Here is an 18,938-nt window from a genome sequence, read left to right on the forward strand (position 1 = left end):
ATGTGAGGCCAACGGCCAATAAATCCCCTTCCGGTGGGTGGGATGCCGAGCCAGAGGCCCCCTCGATGCCGGGGTGGCAGCCGCGCAGCGGGCATGACGGCAAGTCGCCGAGGCCTCGACTCGCCAGGGCACTTTTGAGGGGGAGAGCCAGGTCAGGGCGTGCGGCGGCCCGCTGCCTTTGGCCCGGTGCATTTTTCGACATGCCGGATCTTGCGGGTCGTCCGGCGCAGGAACTGAAGCGTGTGTCAGCAGCCGTTCTTCCCGGAAAGTTCTGGTGGAGCCGATGCGTGTTCGTCTGGCCATATATCGCGAATCGGCGAGTGCATGTCGCCGTTTGATTGTGGCGCTGGCCGCATATTCCACAAACAAGTTCTTGCGGATGGTCGCCAATTACGAAAATGTCCTATGGACTCACGGCAGCTCAGTCCGGATAGTGCCGCCGGTCTTCTATCGGGACGATGAGCGCATCGCAGTCCTCCGGTAGCGCAGTCGATTTGCCCAGGGATGGATTACGTTTTGTCGCAAGGTTTGTTTCGTCAGGAAGTCATCGACGCGAAGCGCGGTGAATGGTTGGGTTCGATCATCGTGGCCGCACCGCTGTCGCGCTGGCTGCTGACGGCGCTGACACTCGCACTGGCCGCCACCATCCTGCTGTTCCTCTTCTTTGGTCACTACACCCGTCGTGAAACCGTATTTGGGCAGCTGGTGCCAAGCGCCGGTCTGCTCAATCTCGCCGCGCCCAGCGCGGGCACCATCACTGGTCTTCACGTGCGCGATGGTCAGGCCGTCAAGGCCGGCGATGTATTGCTCGAGCTTTCGAGCGAACAGGACAGTGCGGCACTGGGCGACACCCACGCGCTGGTCGGGCAGCAACTGGATATCCAGCGATCCCGCCTGCAGGCCGACCTGCTCAACCAGAAAAAATTGTCGAAGCAGCAAGCCGACGCGCTCCAGGGCAAAATCGTACTGCTGCGTTCGCAGCTCACCCAGATCGCCGGCCAGCTGGCGATCCAGCAGCAGCAGGTCACCAGCAACCAGCAGATGCTGGAAAAAATCAGGCCGCTGGCCGCCAAGGGTTTTGTCTCGGCGGTGCAGATCCAGCAGCAGGAAGCGGCCGTGCTGGACGCGCAGGCACAGTACAAGACCCTGGTTCGCCAGCAACTCGATACCCGTCAGCAACTCGATGCCACCGAACAACAACTGGCGCAACTGCCGCTGGACGACGCCGGCAAGCGCAACGATACCGAGCGCCAGCTCGCCTCGCTGACCCAATCGATGGCGCAGAACGAAATGCAGCGCGCCGTGGTGTTGCGTGCACCGCGTGACGGTGTGGTTTCCACCGTGTTGCTGAAAGAAGGTCAGATGGTCGGTGCAGGCCAGCCGTTGCTGTCGATCCTGCCCGCCGGGTCGATTTTGCAGGCGCAGCTGCTGGTACCCAGCCGGGCCATCGGTTTCATCGAGCCGGGCAGCCGGGTGGTGCTTCGCTATCAGGCGTTTCCGTACCAGAAATTCGGGCAGCAGTACGGCGAGGTCACGGAGATCTCGCGCAGTGCGCTCAGGCCACCGGACATCGCGGCGTTGATGGGACAGCAATCACAGCAGCAGGAGCCGCTGTACCGCGTCCAGGTGAAACTGGACAGCCAGCACGTGCTGGCCTACGGCAAACCCGAGTCGGTGAAACCCGGCATGGCGCTGGAAGCCGACATCCTGATGGAAAGGCGACGCTTGATCGAATGGGTGTTCGAGCCGTTGTACGGCATGGCCCACCACCTGGCGGGAGAGGCGGCGCATGGCTGACGGAACACCGATCAAGCAGGGCGCCAGGCCCATGCGTGGCCATCACGTTGCGCTCCAGTTCGGCTGGTCGCGCAGCCTGCCGATGATGCTGCAGACCGAGGCCGCCGAGTGTGGTCTGGCATGCCTGGCGATGGTCGCGAGCTATCACGGTCACGATGTCGACCTGGCCGGTTTGCGCCGCAAATTTTCCACCTCGTTGAAGGGCGTCACCCTGGCACGGGTGATGGCGATGGCGGGCCAGCTCGGCTTCACCTGTCGCCCACTCAAGCTGGACATGGACAACTTGCGCCAGCTCAAGACGCCGTGCCTGCTGCACTGGGATCTCAATCATTTCGTGGTGCTCAAACGGGTCGGCAAGCGGCGCATCGTTGTCCACGATCCTGCGTACGGCATACGCAAGCTGAGTTGGAAGGAAGTTTCCGAGCATTTCACCGGTGTGGCGCTGGAGCTCTCTCCGTCGGCGGATTTTGCTCCGGTGAGCGAACGCCAGGCGGTGTCGCTGCGTGCGCTTACCGGCCGCGTGCGTGGCTTGGTGCCAGCGCTGGCACAGATCCTGTTGCTCGCCTTGGCGCTGGAAGTCTTTGCGCTGGCCGCACCGTTCTACCTGCAATGGGTGCTTGACCAGGTGATGGTCTCGGCCGATCACGACCTGCTGAGTTTGCTCGGCTTGGGCTTCATCGGCATCGCGGTGTTCTCCGCGCTGGTCACGGCGGCGCGTTCGTGGGCGGTCACCTGGCTGGGCGCCACCCTCAATGTGCAATGGGCCAGCAACCTGTTCGGCCACCTGATGCAACTGCCGCTGGACTGGTTCGAAAAGCGACACGTGGGTGATGTGGTGTCGCGCTTCGGCTCCATCCATACCATCCAGCAAACCCTCACCACACAGTTCATCGGCTCGCTACTCGATGGCCTGATGTCACTGGTGACTTTAGTGGTGATGGGCTTCTACAGCCTTTGGCTCACCGCGCTGGTCGTCGGCCTGTTCTTGGCCTACGGACTGATTCGCTGGGCATTCTTCAATCCGCTGCGCCAGGCGAACGAGGAACAGATCGTCTGTGGTGCGCGCCAGCAAAGCGAACTCCTGGAATCCATCCGTGGCGCCATGCCAATCAAGCTGGCCAACAAGCAAGACGAGCGGCTGTCCCGCTACGCAAATGCGACTGTCTCCACCATCAATCGCGGGATCGGCATCCAGCGTTTGAGCATAGCTTTCACGCTTAGCAATCAGTTGCTGTTCGGTATCGGCCGGGTGGTGATGATCTGGATTGCCGCCACGCTGGCACTCGAGAACAGATTCACGGCCGGTGCGCTGATCGCCTTCATCGCTTACGCCGATCAATTTATCAGTCGCGCCGCTGCATTGATCGATAAGTGGGTGGACTTCAGCATGCTGAAGCTGCATGCGGAGCGAGTGGCGGATATCGCGCTGACCTCGCCGGAACAACGTGCGGAAACGGCGTGGAACGGCCCGATTCCCGAAGCTAGCATCGAACTGTGCAACGTCAGCTTCCGTTACGCGGAGAACGAGCCTTGGATACTCAAAAACTGCAATCTTAAGGTCGAAGCCGGGGAGTCAGTCGCAATCACTGGGCCTAGCGGTTGCGGCAAGAGCACGCTGGCAAAGATCGCCCTGGGTTTGCTCGAGCCCACCGAGGGCGTGGTGAAGTTCGGCGGAATCGACATCCGAAAGTTGGGTTTGGATTATTACCGCCAGCTTGTCGCGTCGGTAATGCAGAGCGACCAGCTTTTCGCAGGGACGATCGCAGACAACATCAGTTTTTTCGATACCGCTCAGGATTTGGAGCGGATGCTGGTTGTCTCTCAACTGGCACAAATACACGCGGACATCATGGCGATGCCGATGGGTTATCAAAGTTTGGTGGGCGACATGGGATCCAGTCTATCCGGCGGACAAAAGCAACGGGTGATTCTCGCGAGGGCACTATATCGGAAGCCTTTGCTATTGCTGCTTGACGAGGCAACTAGTCACTTGGACATGGCAAAAGAGCGTGAGGTAAACCTAGCCATAGGAGGTTTAAATCTTACCAGAGTCGTGATCGCGCATCGCTCGGAAACGATAGATTCTGCGGGCAGGACTATCTGCCTCGACGAAGTCGCTCGCGGGTCGCTATAGGTGCGCTTTGTTCCACCTGATGCGGTTATTTTCTCTGAGAACTACAAGGAGCTGTAATGAAAGCCTTGGCTTGTGTTGAAAGCGCGCTGGCAAATAGCCCGTTTGCCGTTCGCGTGGCAGTGATCGTGCTTGCTTCGTTGGTTGTGTTTGCCATGGCCGCGTACGCAGGAACGAGTATTGGGCGAGCGTTGTATTACTTATCTCATTAAAAGGAGCTCGAAATGCAAGTCCTTCAGGAACGCGAACTGGAAGAGGTTAATGGCGGTATTGCTGGTTTGGTTGTCGCTGGCATTATTGTTGGTGGAATTGCACTTGTCGGATTGGCCGTGGGCATCTACAACGGCTATAAAGCAGCCGAGCACGATGCGGCGAAAAAGTAAGTAATGCTCACTATTGCTGAACAAACTAAAAAGGGGGTTTCATGAGCGCAGGAATTGTGCTGGCAAATCATGGTTCGCTTATTGAATTGAACGACGGCGAAATTCAAGAGGTTTCCGGAGGGGTCATTGGGGCGGTTTTCCTGGGGGTAGCTGCTGTGGCCATTGCAGGCCTCACGGTATACACCTTGGCCGAAAGTGCGGGTGAGTCAATCGGCAAGTTCGCCTATAATGTGACGCACTGACTTTTCCGGTCGCTCTAGGAGCACCGGTAGCCGTTGACTAAGGCCGCTGGCGTGGTTCATAGATGCACCACGCCAGTTGGTTTGGTTTTCACCACGGTTTTTTGTTGGCGTCAGCGCGCAGCCAAGCGACCACCACGGTGCGGTGGATCTGCGATCGTTTCAGCTACCAATGATCGGTTGCGGGCACATTGATGCTCGGCAGCTCCCCGTGCTGCAGTCGAACGAGCTGCCACCCATGGCCGGTCCTGATTAGTGACGACGCTCAGCCAAAAAAATTGTTGACTGGAAATCGGGGTCGGAGTATCGCTGTTGGACGGTCCTCTGTTTTTGCGTATGAACGCATCGGGAATCGTGTTTTGCAGCCTGTTTTGCGTGTTATTTATAGGGCGAGCCGTAATTAATTGTTCGACTGGGTCGTGCCGTTGTTGAGGCGGTCTTTCCTCGCCTTTGCAGAAGTAGCAGGTAGTGAAAATCATCAATGCGGATGACGTGAAGGCCGTTGCTGGTGGCGCGTCAGGCACCTCCAACGAAGGGTTGCCTTGGTGGGTTCCTGTGTTGGGTAATCCCGACCACCTTCCTCCAGGCTTCCCCGGCACCCCGGGCGGCCCCGTCCTTCCTCCCAGCACTTTCTGCACGATTTTGCTGAATACCCGAGGAAATCCCCTGGCTCTGCCAGGGATACTTGTTTTTGCCATATGAATCAGACAACCAGGAAACTACGCACGCCGTCGGCTGTTTCACCGTGGACGTGAGTTTCCGCTCTCTTTCCCGCAAGACCGGACATGGACAACGCTGATGAAGCAACGAGTAGTACAACTGACCGCGGCGATCTCCCTGGCCCTGATGGCTTCTGTCGCGATAGCAAAGGCCCGCGACGCCGATGTCACCCGCGCCACCCTCGACAACGGCCTGCGCGTGGTGATCGTGCGCGACGCGCTGGCCCCCGTGGTCACCACGGAGATGAACTATCTGGCCGGGTCCGATGAAGTGCCGGCGGCGTTTCCGGGTACTGCGCATGCGGTGGAGCACATGATGTTTCGCGGCAGCCCGGGGCTGTCGAAGGATCAGCTGGCGGCGATCGCGGCCAACATGGGCGGCGCGTTCAATGCCGATACCACGCAGGGCGTGACCCAGTATTACTTCGTCGCGCCGTCGCAGGATCTGGACGTGGCGCTGCATGTACAAAGCCTGCGCATGCGCGGCGTGAACATGGACGAGGCGGCGTGGGCGAAGGAGCGTGGCGCGATCGAGCAGGAGGTGTCGCGCGACCTGTCCAATCCGTCCTACAAGTTCTACGAGCAGTTGCAGGCACAGCTGTTCGAGGGCACGCCCTATGCGCACACGGCGCTGGGCACACGCGCCTCGTTCGACAAGACCACGGCGACGATGCTGAAGTCGTTCCACGACACCTGGTATGCGCCGAACAACGCGATCCTGGTGATTGCCGGCGACGTCGATCCGGCCGCCACGCTGGCGAAGGTGAAGAGCGAATTCGGCGACATCGCGCGCGCGACGTTGCCGCCGCGACCGGCGTTTGCGTTCAAGCCGGTGCAGGCGAAGACGATCAAGCTGCCCACCGACAGCCCGTATGGTTCGGTCTATCTGGGCTACCGCATGCCGGGAACACAGTCGAAGGATTATGCCGCCGGGCTGGTGCTGGGCAGTGCGCTGGCCTCGCAGCGGGCGGCCTTGTTCGGCATGGGCATGGACGGTACCGCGCTGTTCGGCACGTTCGGCGCCAACCTGATGCCGCAGGCGGGTTTCGGCATGGCCGTGGGCATTTTCCCGAAGGGCGGCGACCCGCAGCCGGTTCTGGCGAAGATGCAGTCGATCCTGGCCGAAGCGGCCAGCAAGGGTATCGACCCGGCGCTGGTGGAAGCGGCCAAGCGCAAGGCGATCGCCGAACTGGAGTTCAAGAAAAACTCGGTCGACGGGCTGGCCAACGCATGGTCGCAGGCGTTGGCGTTCCAGGGGCTGGACTCGCCCGATGCGATGAAACAGGCGATCGAGGCGGTGACACCGGCAGCGGTCAATGCGTTGGCCAGGGCCACGTTCGATCCGGCACACGCGGTGACCGCGATCCTCACCCCGGAGAGTTCGGGCAAGCCGGTGGCCGGCAAGGGTTTCGGTGGTGCCGAGAGTTTTGCCTCCAGCCCGGACAAGCCGGTGACATTGCCGGCGTGGGCCGAGCAGGCGTTCGCCAAGCTCGAGGTGCCGCGGTCCACGCTGAAGCCGGTGTCGTACACCTTGTCCAACGGCATCACCTTGATCGTGCAGCCGGAGTCGATCAGCGACACGGTGGAAGTGTTCGGCAAGATCAAGACCAACCAGGACTTGCAGGCGGCCAAGGGCGAAGAAGGTGTGGCCGACGTGCTCGACGGCCTGTTTCCGTTCGGCACCGCCAGCCTCAACCGGCTGCAACTGCAGCAGGCGCTGGATGCGATCAGCGCGCAGGAATCGGCCGGTTCCCGCTTCTCGCTGTCGGTGCCGGCCGCTCATTTTGCCGATGGCATCGCCCTGCTGGCCGACAACGAGTTGCATCCGGCGTTACCGGCGCGGGCGTTCGCGGTGGTGCAGCACCAGATGGCCGGCATCGTGGCCGGCCAACTGCAATCGCCCGGGTTCCTCACCGAGCTGGGCCTGGAAAAGGCGCTGCTGCCGGCGAATGACCCGGAACTGCGTCATGCCACACCGCAAGGCGTGAACGCGCTGACGCTGGACAAGGTGAAGGGCTATTACGCGCAGGCGTTCCGCCCCGACATGACCGCCATCGTCATCGTCGGCAAGGTGGATCCGGCGCAGGCAAGGCAGGTGGTGGAGCAGGCGTTCGGCGGGTGGAAGGCGACAGGCGCGAAGCCCGACGTCGATTACGCCGCGGTGCCGCCGAACAAGTCCGGCCAGTTCAACGTGCCCGATGCCAGCGCCAGCCAGGACAGCGTGCAGATGTCGCAGACCATCGACGTCACCCGCAACGATCCGGCGCGTTATGCGCTCTATCTCGGCGATCAGGTACTCGGCGGCGGCTTCTACGCATCGCGCCTGTACCACGACCTGCGCGACACCCGCGGGCTGGTCTACAACGTCGGCACCAAGTTCGATCTGGACAAGCATCGCGGCACGTATACGGTGTCGTTCGGCTCGGACCCGGACAAGGTCGCCGCGGCCAGCGCCATCGTGGTGCAGGACCTGAAGCAGATGCAGCGCGCACCGGTGTCCGACAGCGACCTCAAGCGCGCCAAGGGCATCCTGTTGCGCCAGATCCCGCTCGGCGAATCCAGCTTCCGCGCGATCGGCGGGCAACTGTTGAGCCTGTCGATGGAAGGCAAGCCGCTGGATGCGATGACCATTGCCGGCCAGCACTATCTCAAGCTCGGCGCGAAGGACGTGCAGCAGGCGTATGCGAAACACATCCGGCCGGATGCGTTCGTCACGGCAGTGAAGGGGCCGGCACCGAAGGGATGATGGAACAGAAAAGGCTGCACGGTTCCGCCGTGCAGCCTTTTCATCGCGCGAGGTCAGGTTTTCCGCCTATGCCTGCGAGAACGGTCAGGGCGGGCCTGGACATGGGACGAAGGTTGGCATGGAATACATTACCGTCAAGAAACTCCAAAAGCAGTACGGCCTGCCGTGGCGCGTTGCCGAACGCATCATTTCCGAGCAAACCCGTGAGACGTATTTCAGGCATTGGCTGCCGGCATCGTGTTGGTTTGCAGCCTTGCTGTTGCCGGCCTTGCTGCAGTTCGCGCATCGGTGGGAACGTGTTGTGGTGCACGTGGCTTGCCTGGTTCTGATCGTTGCCGGGATCGTCTCGGTGAGATTCCTGAAGCACGGCACCATCGTCGCATCGGCAAGGGAGCATGCCGCGAAACCTGTGCCTGACGCAGAACAATCAGAGGCCTGACCTTCGCGACAGCCTCGTATGTCGCAACCTTCAACGAAGAAGGCCCGCCGAATGGCGGGCCTTCTTCGTCATGTGGTTCGCGCTCACTTGAGCAACGAACGCAACATCCAAGCCGTCTTCTCGTGCGCCATCAGCCGGCCGGTGACCATGTCGGCGGTGCCGTCGTCGCCAGCCCCATTGGCGGCCTTGAGCACGTCGCGGGCGGTGGCGGCGGCGACCTCGTGGCCTTCGACCAGCTGGCCCACCATGTCCTTCCATTCCGGAACGCCGGATTCTTCCTTGATCGAGCTGAGCTTGGCGAACTGACTGTAGGAGCCGGGCGCGAACACGTCCAGGGTGCGGATGCGCTCGGCCACTTCGTCGGCGGCCAGCCACAGCTCGTTGTACTGGGTCTCGAACATCAGGTGCAGGCTGTTGAACTGCGGGCCGGTGACGTTCCAGTGGAAGCTGTGGGTCTTCAGGTACAGCGAATAGGTGTCGGCCAGCAGCTTGGACAGGTGCTTGGCGACCGCTTCGCGGTCCTTCTTGGCGATGCCGATGGAAATGGCCATGTGCTGCTCCTCCGGGTGGTGAATGCGATGGGTCAACAGTAACGGGTCGATGGGCGGCGGTGAAATGAAACCTTCGTATGCCGCCGATAGGTCGCGGCTATCAAGTCGGCGGTCCGCCAGCAGCTATCATGTGCGGTCCGATGAACGATGCCCACCCACCAACAGCCGATTCCTCCGCCGATCCCGGCCTGCGCGAATTGCGCCGTTTGCTGGATGCGGTGTCCAGCCGCGACTTCGGTCGCCTGCTGGGGCGCTGGCGCACGTTGTCGCGTCGGCCCGACGAAAACAAGCTGGCGGCATTGCGCGCGGATATGGAGCGCTCCGCAGCCAGGCGCCGCGCCCGTGTGGCGGCGAAGCCCGGGATCCGCCTGGATGAATCGCTGCCGATCAGCGCGCGCGGCGAGGACATCGTCAAGCTGATCCGCGAGCACCAGGTGGTGGTGATCGCCGGCGAGACCGGCTCGGGCAAGACCACCCAGCTGCCCAAGCTGTGTCTGGCCGCCGGCCGTGGCGAGGCCGGCATGATCGGTTGCACCCAGCCGCGCCGGCTGGCGGCGCGCTCGGTGGCGCGCCGGGTGGCCGAGGAGCTGGGTACGCCGCTGGGCGAGGTGGTGGGTTTCCAGGTGCGCTTCAACGACCAGGTCTCCGAACGCAGCCTGGTCAAGTTCATGACCGACGGCATCCTGCTCGCCGAGACCCAGGGCGATCCGTGGCTCAGTGCGTATGACACCATCATCATCGACGAGGCGCACGAGCGCAGCCTCAACATCGACTTCCTGCTCGGCTACCTGAAGCGGCTGGCGGTGAAGCGGCCCGAGCTGAAGATCATCGTCACCTCGGCGACGATCGACACCGCGCGTTTCGCCGAGCATTTCGGCGGTGCGCCGGTGGTCGAGGTGGAGGGGCGCGCATACCCGGTCGAACTGCGCTGGCGTTCGCTGGACGAGATTGCCGCGCGGCAGGGCCGCAGCAAGGACATGCAGCAGGGCAGCGCCGAACACATCGCTGCGGTGCTCGACGAAATCACGCACGACGATCCGCGCGGCGACGTGCTGATCTTCCTGCCCGGCGAGCGCGAGATCCGCGACGCGCACCAGCTGCTGTCGCGCCGGCAATACCGCGAGACCGAGATCATGCCGCTGTACGCGCGGCTTTCCGCCGGCGACCAGGACCGCGTGTTCAAGCCCGGCGTGAAGCGCCGCGTGGTGCTGGCCACCAACGTGGCCGAAACCTCGCTGACCGTGCCGCGCATCCGCTACGTGATCGATACCGGCACGGCGCGGGTGAAGCGCTACAGCCAGCGCAGCCAGCTCGAGCGGCTGCACGTGGAGCCGATCTCGCAGGCGGCGGCCGACCAGCGCAAGGGTCGCTGCGGCCGCGTGGGGCCGGGCGTCTGCTACCGGCTGTACGACGAAGCCGATTTCGCCGGCCGCGCCACGTTCACCGATCCGGAATTGCTGCGCTCGTCGCTGGCCAACGTGATCCTGCGCATGCTGGCGCTGAAGCTGGGCGAGGTCGATGACTTCCCGTTCCTGGAAGCGCCCGACCCGCGCGTGATCGCCGACGGCTTCCGCCGGCTCACCGAGATTTCCGCGATCGACGGTACGCGCAAGCTTACTGCGATCGGCCAAACCCTGGCGCGGCTGCCGATCGACGTGCAGCTGGCGCGCATGCTGGTCGAGGGCGAGAAACTGCACGCACTACGCGAGCTGCTCACCATCGTTTCGTTCCTCAGCATCCAGGATCCGCGCGAGCGCCCGGGCGACGCGCGCCAGCAGGCCGACGCCGCGCACGCCGTGTTCGCCGATCCGAAGTCCGACTTCATGGGCGTGCTGAACCTGTGGCGCGATTATCACGATGCGCACGAGGAACTGACCCAGTCGAAGCTGCGCGACTGGTGCTCGCGCCATTTCCTCAGCTTCATGCGCATGCGCGAATGGCGCGAACTGCATCGGCAGTTGCTGCTCGTGGTGGGGGAGCTGGGGTGGCAATTGGCTCCCTCAACCGTGCGGGGGGAGGGTAGGGGTGATGGGGTGGTTCTGCATCAAACTCCACGCGCTGGCGTCGCGGCGGCTCAGAAAAAGAGCGGGAGCAGGAGAGTTTCCCGCGAGCACCGGCCCCTCGCCTCAATCCTCTCTCCCGAGCGGAGAGGAGGCGAACGCGAAGATCCCGTGATTGATCAACAGCGATCGATGGACCGCCTCTTCGAGGCAGTCCATCGATCGCTGTTGGCCGGCCTGCCCACCCAGGTCGGCCGCAAGGACGAGAAGGGTATCTACCAGAGCACGCGCGAGCGCAAGTTTCAGGTTTTCCCCGGTTCGGCCTTGGCGAAGTCGCCGCCGAACTGGATCTTCTCCGCGCAGATCCTCGACGTGGGTGGCCGCGTGTGGGGCATGGCGAATGCGCGGGTCGAACCGCTTTGGATCGAGCAGCAGGCGGCGCATCTGCTGCGCGTGCACTGCCGCGACGCGCACTGGTCGAAGAAGCGCGGCTGCGTGGTGGCCTACGAGCAGGTCAGCCTGTTCGGGCTGGTGCTGGTGGAGAAGCGGCCGGTGACGTTCCAGCAGCAGGATCCGGCGCTGGCGCACGCGATCTTCCTGCGCGAGGGGCTGACCCGCGGCGACATCGACAGTCGTGCGGATTTCGTGCGCGCGAATCAGCGTGTGCTCGAAGAGGCGCTCGGCATCGAGGCAAAGCAGCGCCGCGAAGGTCTGATCCGTCACGAGGACGATCTGGTCGTGTTCTTCGAGGGCAAGCTGCCGGGAGACATCGCCAGCTCGCGCGCGCTGGATGCGTGGTACCGCAAGGCGCGTCCCGCCGAACAGGCCGCGCTGCGCTGGTCGCTGGATGACGTGATGGTCGGAGGTGCGGGGCTGGATGCGAAGGCGTTTCCTGCCGCGCTCGAAATCCCGCCGCAAAGGTACAAGCTGGAATACCGCTTCGTCCCCGGCGACGAAGCCGACGGTGTCACCCTGCACCTGCCGCTGGAGATGCTGAACGCGTTGCCGCCCGCCCGCTGCGAATGGCTGGTACCCGGCCTGCTGGCCGAGAAGGTGGCCGAGCTGATCCGCGGCCTGCCCAAGGCGCAGCGCCGCAACTTCGTGCCGGCGCCGGATTTCGCGCGTGCCTTCGTCGAGGCCGAGTCGCCGCGCGACGAACCGCTGGCGAAAGCACTGGCGACATTTCTAAAGCGCGCCACCGGCGTCGACATTGCAGCGGCGGAATTTTCTGCCGTCGAACTGTCGCCGCACTTCCTGATGCGCTACCGCCTGCACGACGAGCGCGGCAAGACGCTGGCCGGCGGCCGCGACCTCGCCGCGCTGCGCGGCCAGTGGGAAAGCCGGGCACGCGAGGCGTTCTCGCGCAAGACCGACATCGAGTTGACCCGCGAGGACGTGGCCAGCTGGGATTTCGAGGAGATCCCCGCGCAGGTGCGTTCCGACGGCGACCTCGCCGCGTTCCCGGCGTTGGTCGACCTCGGCGAGACAGTGGCACTGCGCGTGTTCGAGCGCAGCGACGAGGCGCGCGCCGCGCACGTCCAGGGCGTGGTGCGGTTGCTGCGCAACGCCCTGGCCAGCGAGGCGAAGCAGGCGCGACGGCGGCTGCCGATCGGCAACGCGCTGGCCCTGAAATACGCACCGCTCGGCGGTGTCGACGGCTTGCGTGAAGACCTGCTCGAAGGCGGCTTCACCGACTTGATCGAGCGCCATGACCTGGACGTGCGCACCGCCGGTGCGTTCGAGGTGTTGCGCACGCAGTGTTCGCGCGAACTGTTTGGTGCCGGCGTCGAGCGGCTGAAACTTGCCGAGCCGATCATCGAGGCGCAAGCCGAGATGAAACCGTGGCTGCAACCGCCACTGCTGGGTTTTGCTCGCGCCAGCTACGACGACCTGCGCGAACAGTTCGACGCACTGCTCGTCCCCGGCTTCCTGCGGGAGTTGCCGACCGCGCGGCTGGCACATTACCCGCGCTATTTGAAGGCCATGCGCCTGCGTGGCGAACGGTTGCGCCAGGACCCGGCGAAAGACCAGCAGCGCATGTTGCAGGTACTGCCGTACTGGCGCGCGTATCTGCAACATCGAGCCGCCGGTGCCGAGCCCGCCGCGCTGGCCGAGCTGCGCTGGCTGATCGAGGAATGGCGTGTGTCGCTGTTCGCGCAGGAACTGAAGACCGCCGAGCCGGTCTCGGCCAAGCGGCTGGCGAAGGCGCTCGCCGCGCTGGGCTGAAGCGCGCCGTCAGGGTCTGTGAAGAAAGCCGCTTCCTGTGGTTTTCTTCTGTCGCCAGTCAGGCACTTGCGCGCCAGATCCACGACCTGGCATCGGGCAACCGCTCCTGCGTTGCCTCAATTCGGGCATCGGGCAACCGCTCCTGCGTTGCCTCAACTCGGGCATCCATGCCCTCGCCATGCCCTCGCCATGCCCTCGCCATGCCCTCGCCATGCCCCATGCCATGCCCGGCCTCAGGCCAGAAATTCACAACTTCAGCGCACGCGTTTGACGTGCGCGTTCTCGTAGCACGAGGGCACGTACATCAGCCATGAACCCAGCAGCGACGGCTTGATCTTCACCTCGGTGTTTTCGGAGGGCTGGCAGGAGTGCGGCTCCGGATCGATCACCCGCCATTGCTGCCCGTTGGCCATGGTGAACTCGAGGTTCTTGTTCCAGCCGTCGAAGTGCCCGACGATGTGCGTATCGATGGTGTGGCGCTTCTGGTCGCCAGAGTAGAACACCGGCTTGCCGCTGGAGTTGACGACCTTCGTGGTCACCACGGCATGCCCGTTCAGCCAGTTGTCGAGATTCTGCAGTTCCTGCGGCGACAGCTTGTCCAGTCCGGCGGCCTTGAATTCGGTGCTGCTCATGCGCTGCTGCAGGCTTTTGGTTTGCTGGGCATGCACGGACAGGCAGCACAGCGGCAAGACCAGCAACATCGACAAGGTCAGGTGGCGGGAGCGCAGCATCATGGGTGATTCCTCTGGGGATGGCGAAGCGGCAGCGGCAATTCTGCGCGGTAAACCGCCTCCAGGCCAAGCGCCGCTGCGCATATCCAGGCTGGCGAGGTCGCCCTGCGGCTAACATGGACGTCCGTACCGGATTCCCCGCCATGCCGCCGATCGTCAAATCCACCAGCCTACTGCACTGGCGCGAGCGCGCCGGCACGCTGCCGCCGGTGCTGGCCGAAGCATTGCACGCGTGCGAAACGCAGCCGGTGGCGCAGGCCGAATGCTGCGACGTGCTGGATCTGCTCGGCATGCTCGGCTGCGATGCGCAGACCCAGGCGGCGGCGTTGTGGTTCGAGCTGGCGCGGGTCGATCCGGCGCTGTGGAAAACGCAGGGCGCGAAGTTGCCGGCGGAGTTGCAGCGACTGGTAGGCGGCCAGCAGGCCGCCGAGCAGGTATGGGCGCTGCACGCGCAACGCGCGCCCGAAGGCGCTGCCGAAGGTTTGCGCCGTCTGCTGCTGGCGATCGTGCGCGACCTGCGCGTGGTGTTCGTGCTGCTGGCGCGACAGCTGGCGCGGATGCGCGCTGCCGCGACCTTGCCCCCCGAGCAGGCCGCCGCGCTGGCACGGTTGACCCGCGACATCCACGCGCCGCTGGCGAACCGTCTGGGCATCTGGCAGTTGAAGTGGGAGCTGGAGGATCTGGCGTTCCGCTTCCTGCAGCCGGAGACCTATCGGCGTATCGCCAAGCTGCTCGACGAGCGGCGCACCGACCGCGAGAGCTTCATCCGCGAATCGCTGGACGAGTTGCAGCGTGCACTGGAGGCCGCCGGCATCCATGCCGAGCTGGCCGGGCGGCCCAAGCACATCTATTCGATCTGGAAAAAGATGCAGCGCAAGTCGCTGGATTTTTCCGATCTGTACGACATCCGCGCGGTGCGCGTGCTGGTCGACACCATCACCGATTGCTACGCCGCGCTGGGCGTGGTGCACGCGCGCTGGCCACATCTGCCGGGCGAGTTCGACGATTACATCGCGCGGCCCAAGGCAAACGGCTACCAGTCGCTGCACACCGCCGTGCTGGGGCCGGAAGGCAAGACCCTGGAAGTGCAGATCCGCACCCACGAGATGCATCGCGCGAACGAACTCGGCGTGGCCGCGCACTGGCGCTACAAGGAGGGCGGCAGCAGCGATGCCGAGTTCGAGGCGAAGATCGCCTGGATGCGCAAGCTGCTGGAGCCGCGCGGCGAGGACGACAGCGCGCTGGCCGCCGAACTGCATACCGAGCTGCTGGAAGACCGCGTCTACCTGTTGACCCCCAAGGGCGAGGTGTTCGACCTGGCACGCGGCGCGACCGTGCTGGATTTCGCCTACCTGGTGCATACCGAAGTCGGCCACCGCTGCCGCGGCGCCAAGGTCAACGGCCGCATCGTGCCGCTGACCTTCCAGCCGCAGAGCGGCGATCGGGTCGAGATCCTCACCGCGAAGGTGGCCGAGCCCAGTCGCGACTGGCTGTCGCCGCATCACGGCTACCTCAACACGGCGCGGGCGAAGGACAAGGTACGCGCGTGGTTCCGCCGGATCGCCCACGATGCGAACCTCGCCGTCGGCCGCAGCATGTTCGAGCGCGAATTGAAAAGGCTGGCACTGTCGGGCGCAGACGTGAGCAAGCTGCCCGCGCATTTCCACCTGCAAACCCATGACGAACTGCTGATTGCGCTGGCCCTGGGCGAAGTCACGCCGGGCCAGATCGCGCGCGTGGTGCAGGAATCCGCGCAGCCGCCGGCGCCGCCCCCGCCACCCGTGAGCGCGCGGCCGGTCACGCTCGATCACAGCGCGCTCAGCATCGAAGGCATCGGCAACCTGCTGACCACGCTGGCGCGCTGCTGCCAGCCGCTGCCGGGCGATCCGGTGCGCGGCTTCATCACCAAGGGTCGCGGCGTGTCGGTGCATCGTGCCGATTGCGGCAGCCTGGCACGGCTGGCCCGACGCGATCCGGATCGGGTGATCGAGGTGAGCTGGGGCAGCGCCGCAGCGCAAGCCTACGAGGTCGACATCGAGCTGCGCGGCTACGACCGCAAGGGCCTGCAGAAGGATGTCACCGGCGTGGTCAGCAACGCCGGCACCTACATCATTGCCTCGTCCAGCCGCTTGATCGCCCATGCCGGCGAAGTGGAGATGCGCTTCACCCTGCGCGTGCGCGATTTCGAGCAGTTGTCGACCCTGCTCGGCAAGCTGCTGGCCTTGCCGAACGTGGTCGACGTGCGCCGGGTCGGCGTCGGCTGAATGACCGCGCAATGCCGGAACGTCGACCGAACCGACCCGATGTTAAGCTGCGCGGACGACCTTCACAGCCACGGATCATGAGCGGACGCCGAGACCAGCAAGACACACATCCACCCATCCGCACCGAGCCCACCCTGGGTGAGTTCGATCTGGAAGATGTGCGTCCGGCCTCCAGCGACGGATTGCCGAATGTGTCGGTCGAACCGCGCCATCCGCGGGATCGGACACCCTCGCCATCGCATCGCCAGCATCGCCGGCGCCGATGGCTGCTGCCGCTGCTGCTGTTGCTCATCGTGTTGCTCGGGGCACTCTGGCTCGGCCAGAACCGGCTGCGCGGCATGCTGCCGCGTACCGACTTCAACAGCGTGCTGGTTCAGGCACAGCAGGCATTGCAGGATGGCCATCTGGATGGCTATAACGGGACCAGCGCACGCGAACTGTTCCAGCGGGCGGTAGCGCTGGAACCGGACAACGACCGCGCCCGCGATGGCCTGCGCCAGGTCGGCCAGGCCGAACTGGCGCAGGCCGATGCCGCACTGCAGGCCGGCCACCTGGCCCAGGCCACGCAGCAGGCCGCGGTTGCCCGCGAGCTGCTCGGTGGCGGCAGCGATATCGACCGTCTCGACCAGGCTATCAACAGCGCTCGTGCCGCGCAGGTAAAGACGATCGATCTGATCGATCAGGCGCAACAGGCACTCGCCGCCGGCAAGCTGGACGATGCCGGCTTGCTGTACCAGCGCGTATTGCGTGCCGACCCCGACAATGCGGTGGCCGCCCACGGTCTCGATCAGGTCGGCTATGCGCTGGCGGTGCAGGCACGCAAGGCGCTGGACGCGAAGGACACGGCGGTGGCAAACGCCAGCATCGAGCAGCTGGCTGCGTTGCAGCCGGACAACGGCACCCTGCCGGCGTTGCGCGCACTGCAGTCGCAGACGCGCAAACAGGACAACAGCGCGTTGGACGCCGAGCTCGCACAGGGCCAGGAGGCCTTGCGTGCCGGCCACATCGACGGCCCCGGCAGCGACACCGCGCTGGCGCATTTTCAGGCCGCGCTCAAGCTCGATCCGGAGAGCACGCAGGCCCAGGCCGGCCTCGGCAAGGTGGCGCAGGCGATGACCGTGCAGGCAAGGGCGGCGATGGACGCCGGCGATCTGGTGCAAGCGTCCATGCTGCTCGACCGGGCGACCGAGCTGGCGCCGAAGTCGGCTGACCTCGCCGCTGCGCGCGCACGCCTGCAGAGTGCGCAAGCAAAGCCGGCCGCGACGCCGGCATCGCATGGCGACGACATCGCGCCGCCCGCGCCACCCGCGTTGTCGCCGCAGCAAAGTGCGGCGGTGGCGCAACTGGTGCAACGTGCGCTGGCCGCCGCCGACAGCGGCAACATCATGATGCCCCCCGGCGACAGCGCGTACGACCTGTACCGCAGTGCGCTGGCGATCGACGGCAACAGCGCGCCGGCGCTGAGCGGGCTGCAAGGCTTGCCCCGCCTCGTCGAGCAACAGTTCAACCAGGCGCTGGCCGCCGGCAAGCTGGCGCAGGCCGACGACATGCTGGTCGATCTGGCCCAGTTGTCGCCCGGCGACGCAGCGCAAGGCGCACTGCGTGAACGGCTGACCGCAGCCTGGCTCGATCAGGCCGAACAGCAACTCGCACGCGGAGATCGCATCGGCGCCAGCCAATCGCTCGAACACGCGCGCAAGCTGGCGCCGAATCATCCGCGGGTGATCGACCTGACCGCTCGCCTGCAGGGCGAGAGGTGATCGCTGCATGACTGTCCTGGTTGTGGGCGGCAGTTGCCAGGTCGGCCATTTCCTGTTGCCGCGGCTGCTGGCCAGCGGCGAATCGGTGCTCGCGCTGAGTCGTCAGGCGCGGCCGGACCGGCCCGGTGTGGAATGGTTGCGAGGTGCGCTGCCTGACGAAGTGCCCGTGCTGCCGCCGTTGTCGGCGATCATCAGCTTCGGCCCGTTGCAGGCGCTGGCCGACTGGATGGCGCAAGTGCGCCTGGCGGGGGCGCCGCGGGTGGTCGCCACCAGCTCGATGAGCGCCGAGACCAAGCAGGATTCCGCCGTGCCGGCCGAGCGCGAAGTGGCGCGGCAGTTGCGTGATGGCGAGGTCGCCTTGGCCGCTGCCTGCGCCCTGCATGGCTGCGCCTGGACGGTGCTGCGGCCGACTTTGGTCTACGGTGCCGGCCTGGACAAGAGCCTGACGCCGATCGCCCGTCGCGCGATGCGGCTGCGGTTGTTTCCGCTGCCGTCCGGCCGCGGACTGCGTCAGCCGGTGCACGCGGACGACATCGCGCAGGCGGTGATGGCCGCGTTGGAAAATCCTGCCGCGGCGGGGCGGATTCTGCCGATCGGCGGCGGCGAACGGCTTTCGTCCGGCGAAATGTTCGTACGGGTTCGCCGCAGCCTGTCGAGCAGCACGCTGCCGCTGCCGATACCGGCCTGGCTGCTGCGAATGGGCCAGCGCGCACTGCCGCCACTGCGCGGCCCGCTCAGCCGGCTCGACAGCGACCTGATCGCCGACAATGGCGAGTTGCAGCAGCTGCTCGGCATTCGTCCGCGACCTTTCCACTTGGATGCTTCGATGTGGTTTGCGTCCGATTGATCGCGCCAGGCGCTGTGGGAGCGACTTCAGTCGCGATGCTCTTGTCACGTTTGGCCATATCGGGTGTCGCGACTGAAGTCGCTCCCACCGGCGCGCGGTCGACTG

General features: G+C 64.7%; 13 protein-coding genes. 11 read left to right on the forward strand and 2 right to left on the reverse strand.

What is annotated here, in order from left to right; translation table 11 throughout:
* Nucleotides 1–504: 504 nt before the first annotated feature.
* From CIW53_RS02710 to CIW53_RS02735, 7 genes are all read left to right on the forward strand, one after another.
* Nucleotides 505–1,797 carry an HlyD family efflux transporter periplasmic adaptor subunit gene (locus tag CIW53_RS02710; RefSeq protein ID WP_149363152.1) on the forward strand — a complete coding sequence of 431 codons (1,293 nt, stop codon included), beginning with the start codon at nt 505–507 and terminating at the stop codon, nt 1,795–1,797.
* Complete coding sequence (locus tag CIW53_RS02715) at nt 1,790–3,931, forward strand: peptidase domain-containing ABC transporter (protein WP_242451743.1); 2,142 nt, start codon at nt 1,790–1,792, stop codon at nt 3,929–3,931. The genes CIW53_RS02710 and CIW53_RS02715 overlap by 8 nt, the downstream gene beginning before the upstream one ends.
* Before the next feature lie 56 nt (nt 3,932–3,987).
* Entirely contained in the window at nt 3,988–4,140 is a 153-nt protein-coding gene (locus CIW53_RS17610; protein ID WP_172969562.1) for a hypothetical protein, read from the forward strand.
* Between the two features lie 12 nt (nt 4,141–4,152).
* A complete protein-coding gene (locus tag CIW53_RS02720; RefSeq protein WP_149363153.1) occupies nt 4,153–4,311 on the forward strand; it encodes a class IIb bacteriocin, lactobin A/cerein 7B family in 159 nt (52 codons plus the stop codon).
* 41 nt (nt 4,312–4,352) lie between these two features.
* Nucleotides 4,353–4,553, forward strand: a complete 201-nt coding sequence (locus CIW53_RS02725) for a hypothetical protein (protein WP_149363154.1) — start codon at nt 4,353–4,355, stop codon at nt 4,551–4,553.
* A 795-nt stretch (nt 4,554–5,348) separates the two neighbouring features.
* Entirely contained in the window at nt 5,349–8,015 is a 2,667-nt protein-coding gene (locus CIW53_RS02730) for a pitrilysin family protein (protein WP_149363155.1), read from the forward strand.
* 118 nt (nt 8,016–8,133) lie between these two features.
* Nucleotides 8,134–8,454: a hypothetical protein gene (locus tag CIW53_RS02735; protein WP_149363156.1), complete on the forward strand. Its 321-nt coding sequence runs from the start codon at nt 8,134–8,136 to the stop codon at nt 8,452–8,454.
* Between the two features lie 83 nt (nt 8,455–8,537).
* On the opposite strand, the gene CIW53_RS02740 is transcribed toward CIW53_RS02735, so the two are convergent.
* Nucleotides 8,538–9,005, reverse strand: a complete 468-nt coding sequence (locus CIW53_RS02740; RefSeq protein WP_007512750.1) for a Dps family protein — start codon at nt 9,003–9,005, stop codon at nt 8,538–8,540.
* 140 nt (nt 9,006–9,145) lie between these two features.
* Here CIW53_RS02740 and hrpA point away from each other — a divergent pair, with 140 nt between their 5' ends.
* Nucleotides 9,146–13,231: an ATP-dependent RNA helicase HrpA gene (gene hrpA, locus CIW53_RS02745; RefSeq protein WP_149363157.1), complete on the forward strand. Its 4,086-nt coding sequence runs from the start codon at nt 9,146–9,148 to the stop codon at nt 13,229–13,231.
* 254 nt (nt 13,232–13,485) lie between these two features.
* Here the strand turns inward: hrpA and CIW53_RS02750 are convergent, their stop codons facing one another.
* Entirely contained in the window at nt 13,486–13,965 is a 480-nt protein-coding gene (locus CIW53_RS02750) for a hypothetical protein (RefSeq protein WP_149363158.1), read from the reverse strand.
* Between the two features lie 140 nt (nt 13,966–14,105).
* Between CIW53_RS02750 and CIW53_RS02755 the strand changes: the two genes are divergently transcribed.
* From CIW53_RS02755 to CIW53_RS02765, 3 genes are all read left to right on the forward strand, one after another.
* Nucleotides 14,106–16,226: a bifunctional (p)ppGpp synthetase/guanosine-3',5'-bis(diphosphate) 3'-pyrophosphohydrolase gene (locus CIW53_RS02755; RefSeq protein WP_149363159.1), complete on the forward strand. Its 2,121-nt coding sequence runs from the start codon at nt 14,106–14,108 to the stop codon at nt 16,224–16,226.
* Between the two features lie 77 nt (nt 16,227–16,303).
* A complete protein-coding gene (locus tag CIW53_RS02760) occupies nt 16,304–17,986 on the forward strand; it encodes a hypothetical protein (RefSeq protein ID WP_149363160.1) in 1,683 nt (560 codons plus the stop codon).
* A gap of 7 nt (nt 17,987–17,993) precedes the next feature.
* Nucleotides 17,994–18,833 (forward strand): NAD-dependent epimerase/dehydratase family protein, encoded by an 840-nt coding sequence (locus CIW53_RS02765; protein WP_149363161.1) that lies wholly within the window; start codon nt 17,994–17,996, stop codon nt 18,831–18,833.
* The last annotated feature ends 105 nt before the right edge of the window (nt 18,834–18,938 follow it).

This window comes from Rhodanobacter sp. T12-5, assembly GCF_008329435.1.
GTDB lineage: Bacteria > Pseudomonadota > Gammaproteobacteria > Xanthomonadales > Rhodanobacteraceae > Rhodanobacter.

Coding starts and splice junctions, on each gene's coding strand:
- CIW53_RS02710 (WP_149363152.1), top strand. CDS start 505: ATGGATTACGTTTTGTCGCAAGGTTTGTTTCGTCAGGAAGTCATCGAC.
- CIW53_RS02715 (WP_242451743.1), top strand. CDS start 1,790: ATGGCTGACGGAACACCGATCAAGCAGGGCGCCAGGCCCATGCGTGGC.
- CIW53_RS17610 (WP_172969562.1), top strand. CDS start 3,988: ATGAAAGCCTTGGCTTGTGTTGAAAGCGCGCTGGCAAATAGCCCGTTT.
- CIW53_RS02720 (WP_149363153.1), top strand. CDS start 4,153: ATGCAAGTCCTTCAGGAACGCGAACTGGAAGAGGTTAATGGCGGTATT.
- CIW53_RS02725 (WP_149363154.1), top strand. CDS start 4,353: ATGAGCGCAGGAATTGTGCTGGCAAATCATGGTTCGCTTATTGAATTG.
- CIW53_RS02730 (WP_149363155.1), top strand. CDS start 5,349: ATGAAGCAACGAGTAGTACAACTGACCGCGGCGATCTCCCTGGCCCTG.
- CIW53_RS02735 (WP_149363156.1), top strand. CDS start 8,134: ATGGAATACATTACCGTCAAGAAACTCCAAAAGCAGTACGGCCTGCCG.
- CIW53_RS02740 (WP_007512750.1), bottom strand. CDS start 9,005: ATGGCCATTTCCATCGGCATCGCCAAGAAGGACCGCGAAGCGGTCGCC.
- hrpA (WP_149363157.1), top strand. CDS start 9,146: ATGAACGATGCCCACCCACCAACAGCCGATTCCTCCGCCGATCCCGGC.
- CIW53_RS02750 (WP_149363158.1), bottom strand. CDS start 13,965: ATGATGCTGCGCTCCCGCCACCTGACCTTGTCGATGTTGCTGGTCTTG.
- CIW53_RS02755 (WP_149363159.1), top strand. CDS start 14,106: ATGCCGCCGATCGTCAAATCCACCAGCCTACTGCACTGGCGCGAGCGC.
- CIW53_RS02760 (WP_149363160.1), top strand. CDS start 16,304: ATGAGCGGACGCCGAGACCAGCAAGACACACATCCACCCATCCGCACC.
- CIW53_RS02765 (WP_149363161.1), top strand. CDS start 17,994: ATGACTGTCCTGGTTGTGGGCGGCAGTTGCCAGGTCGGCCATTTCCTG.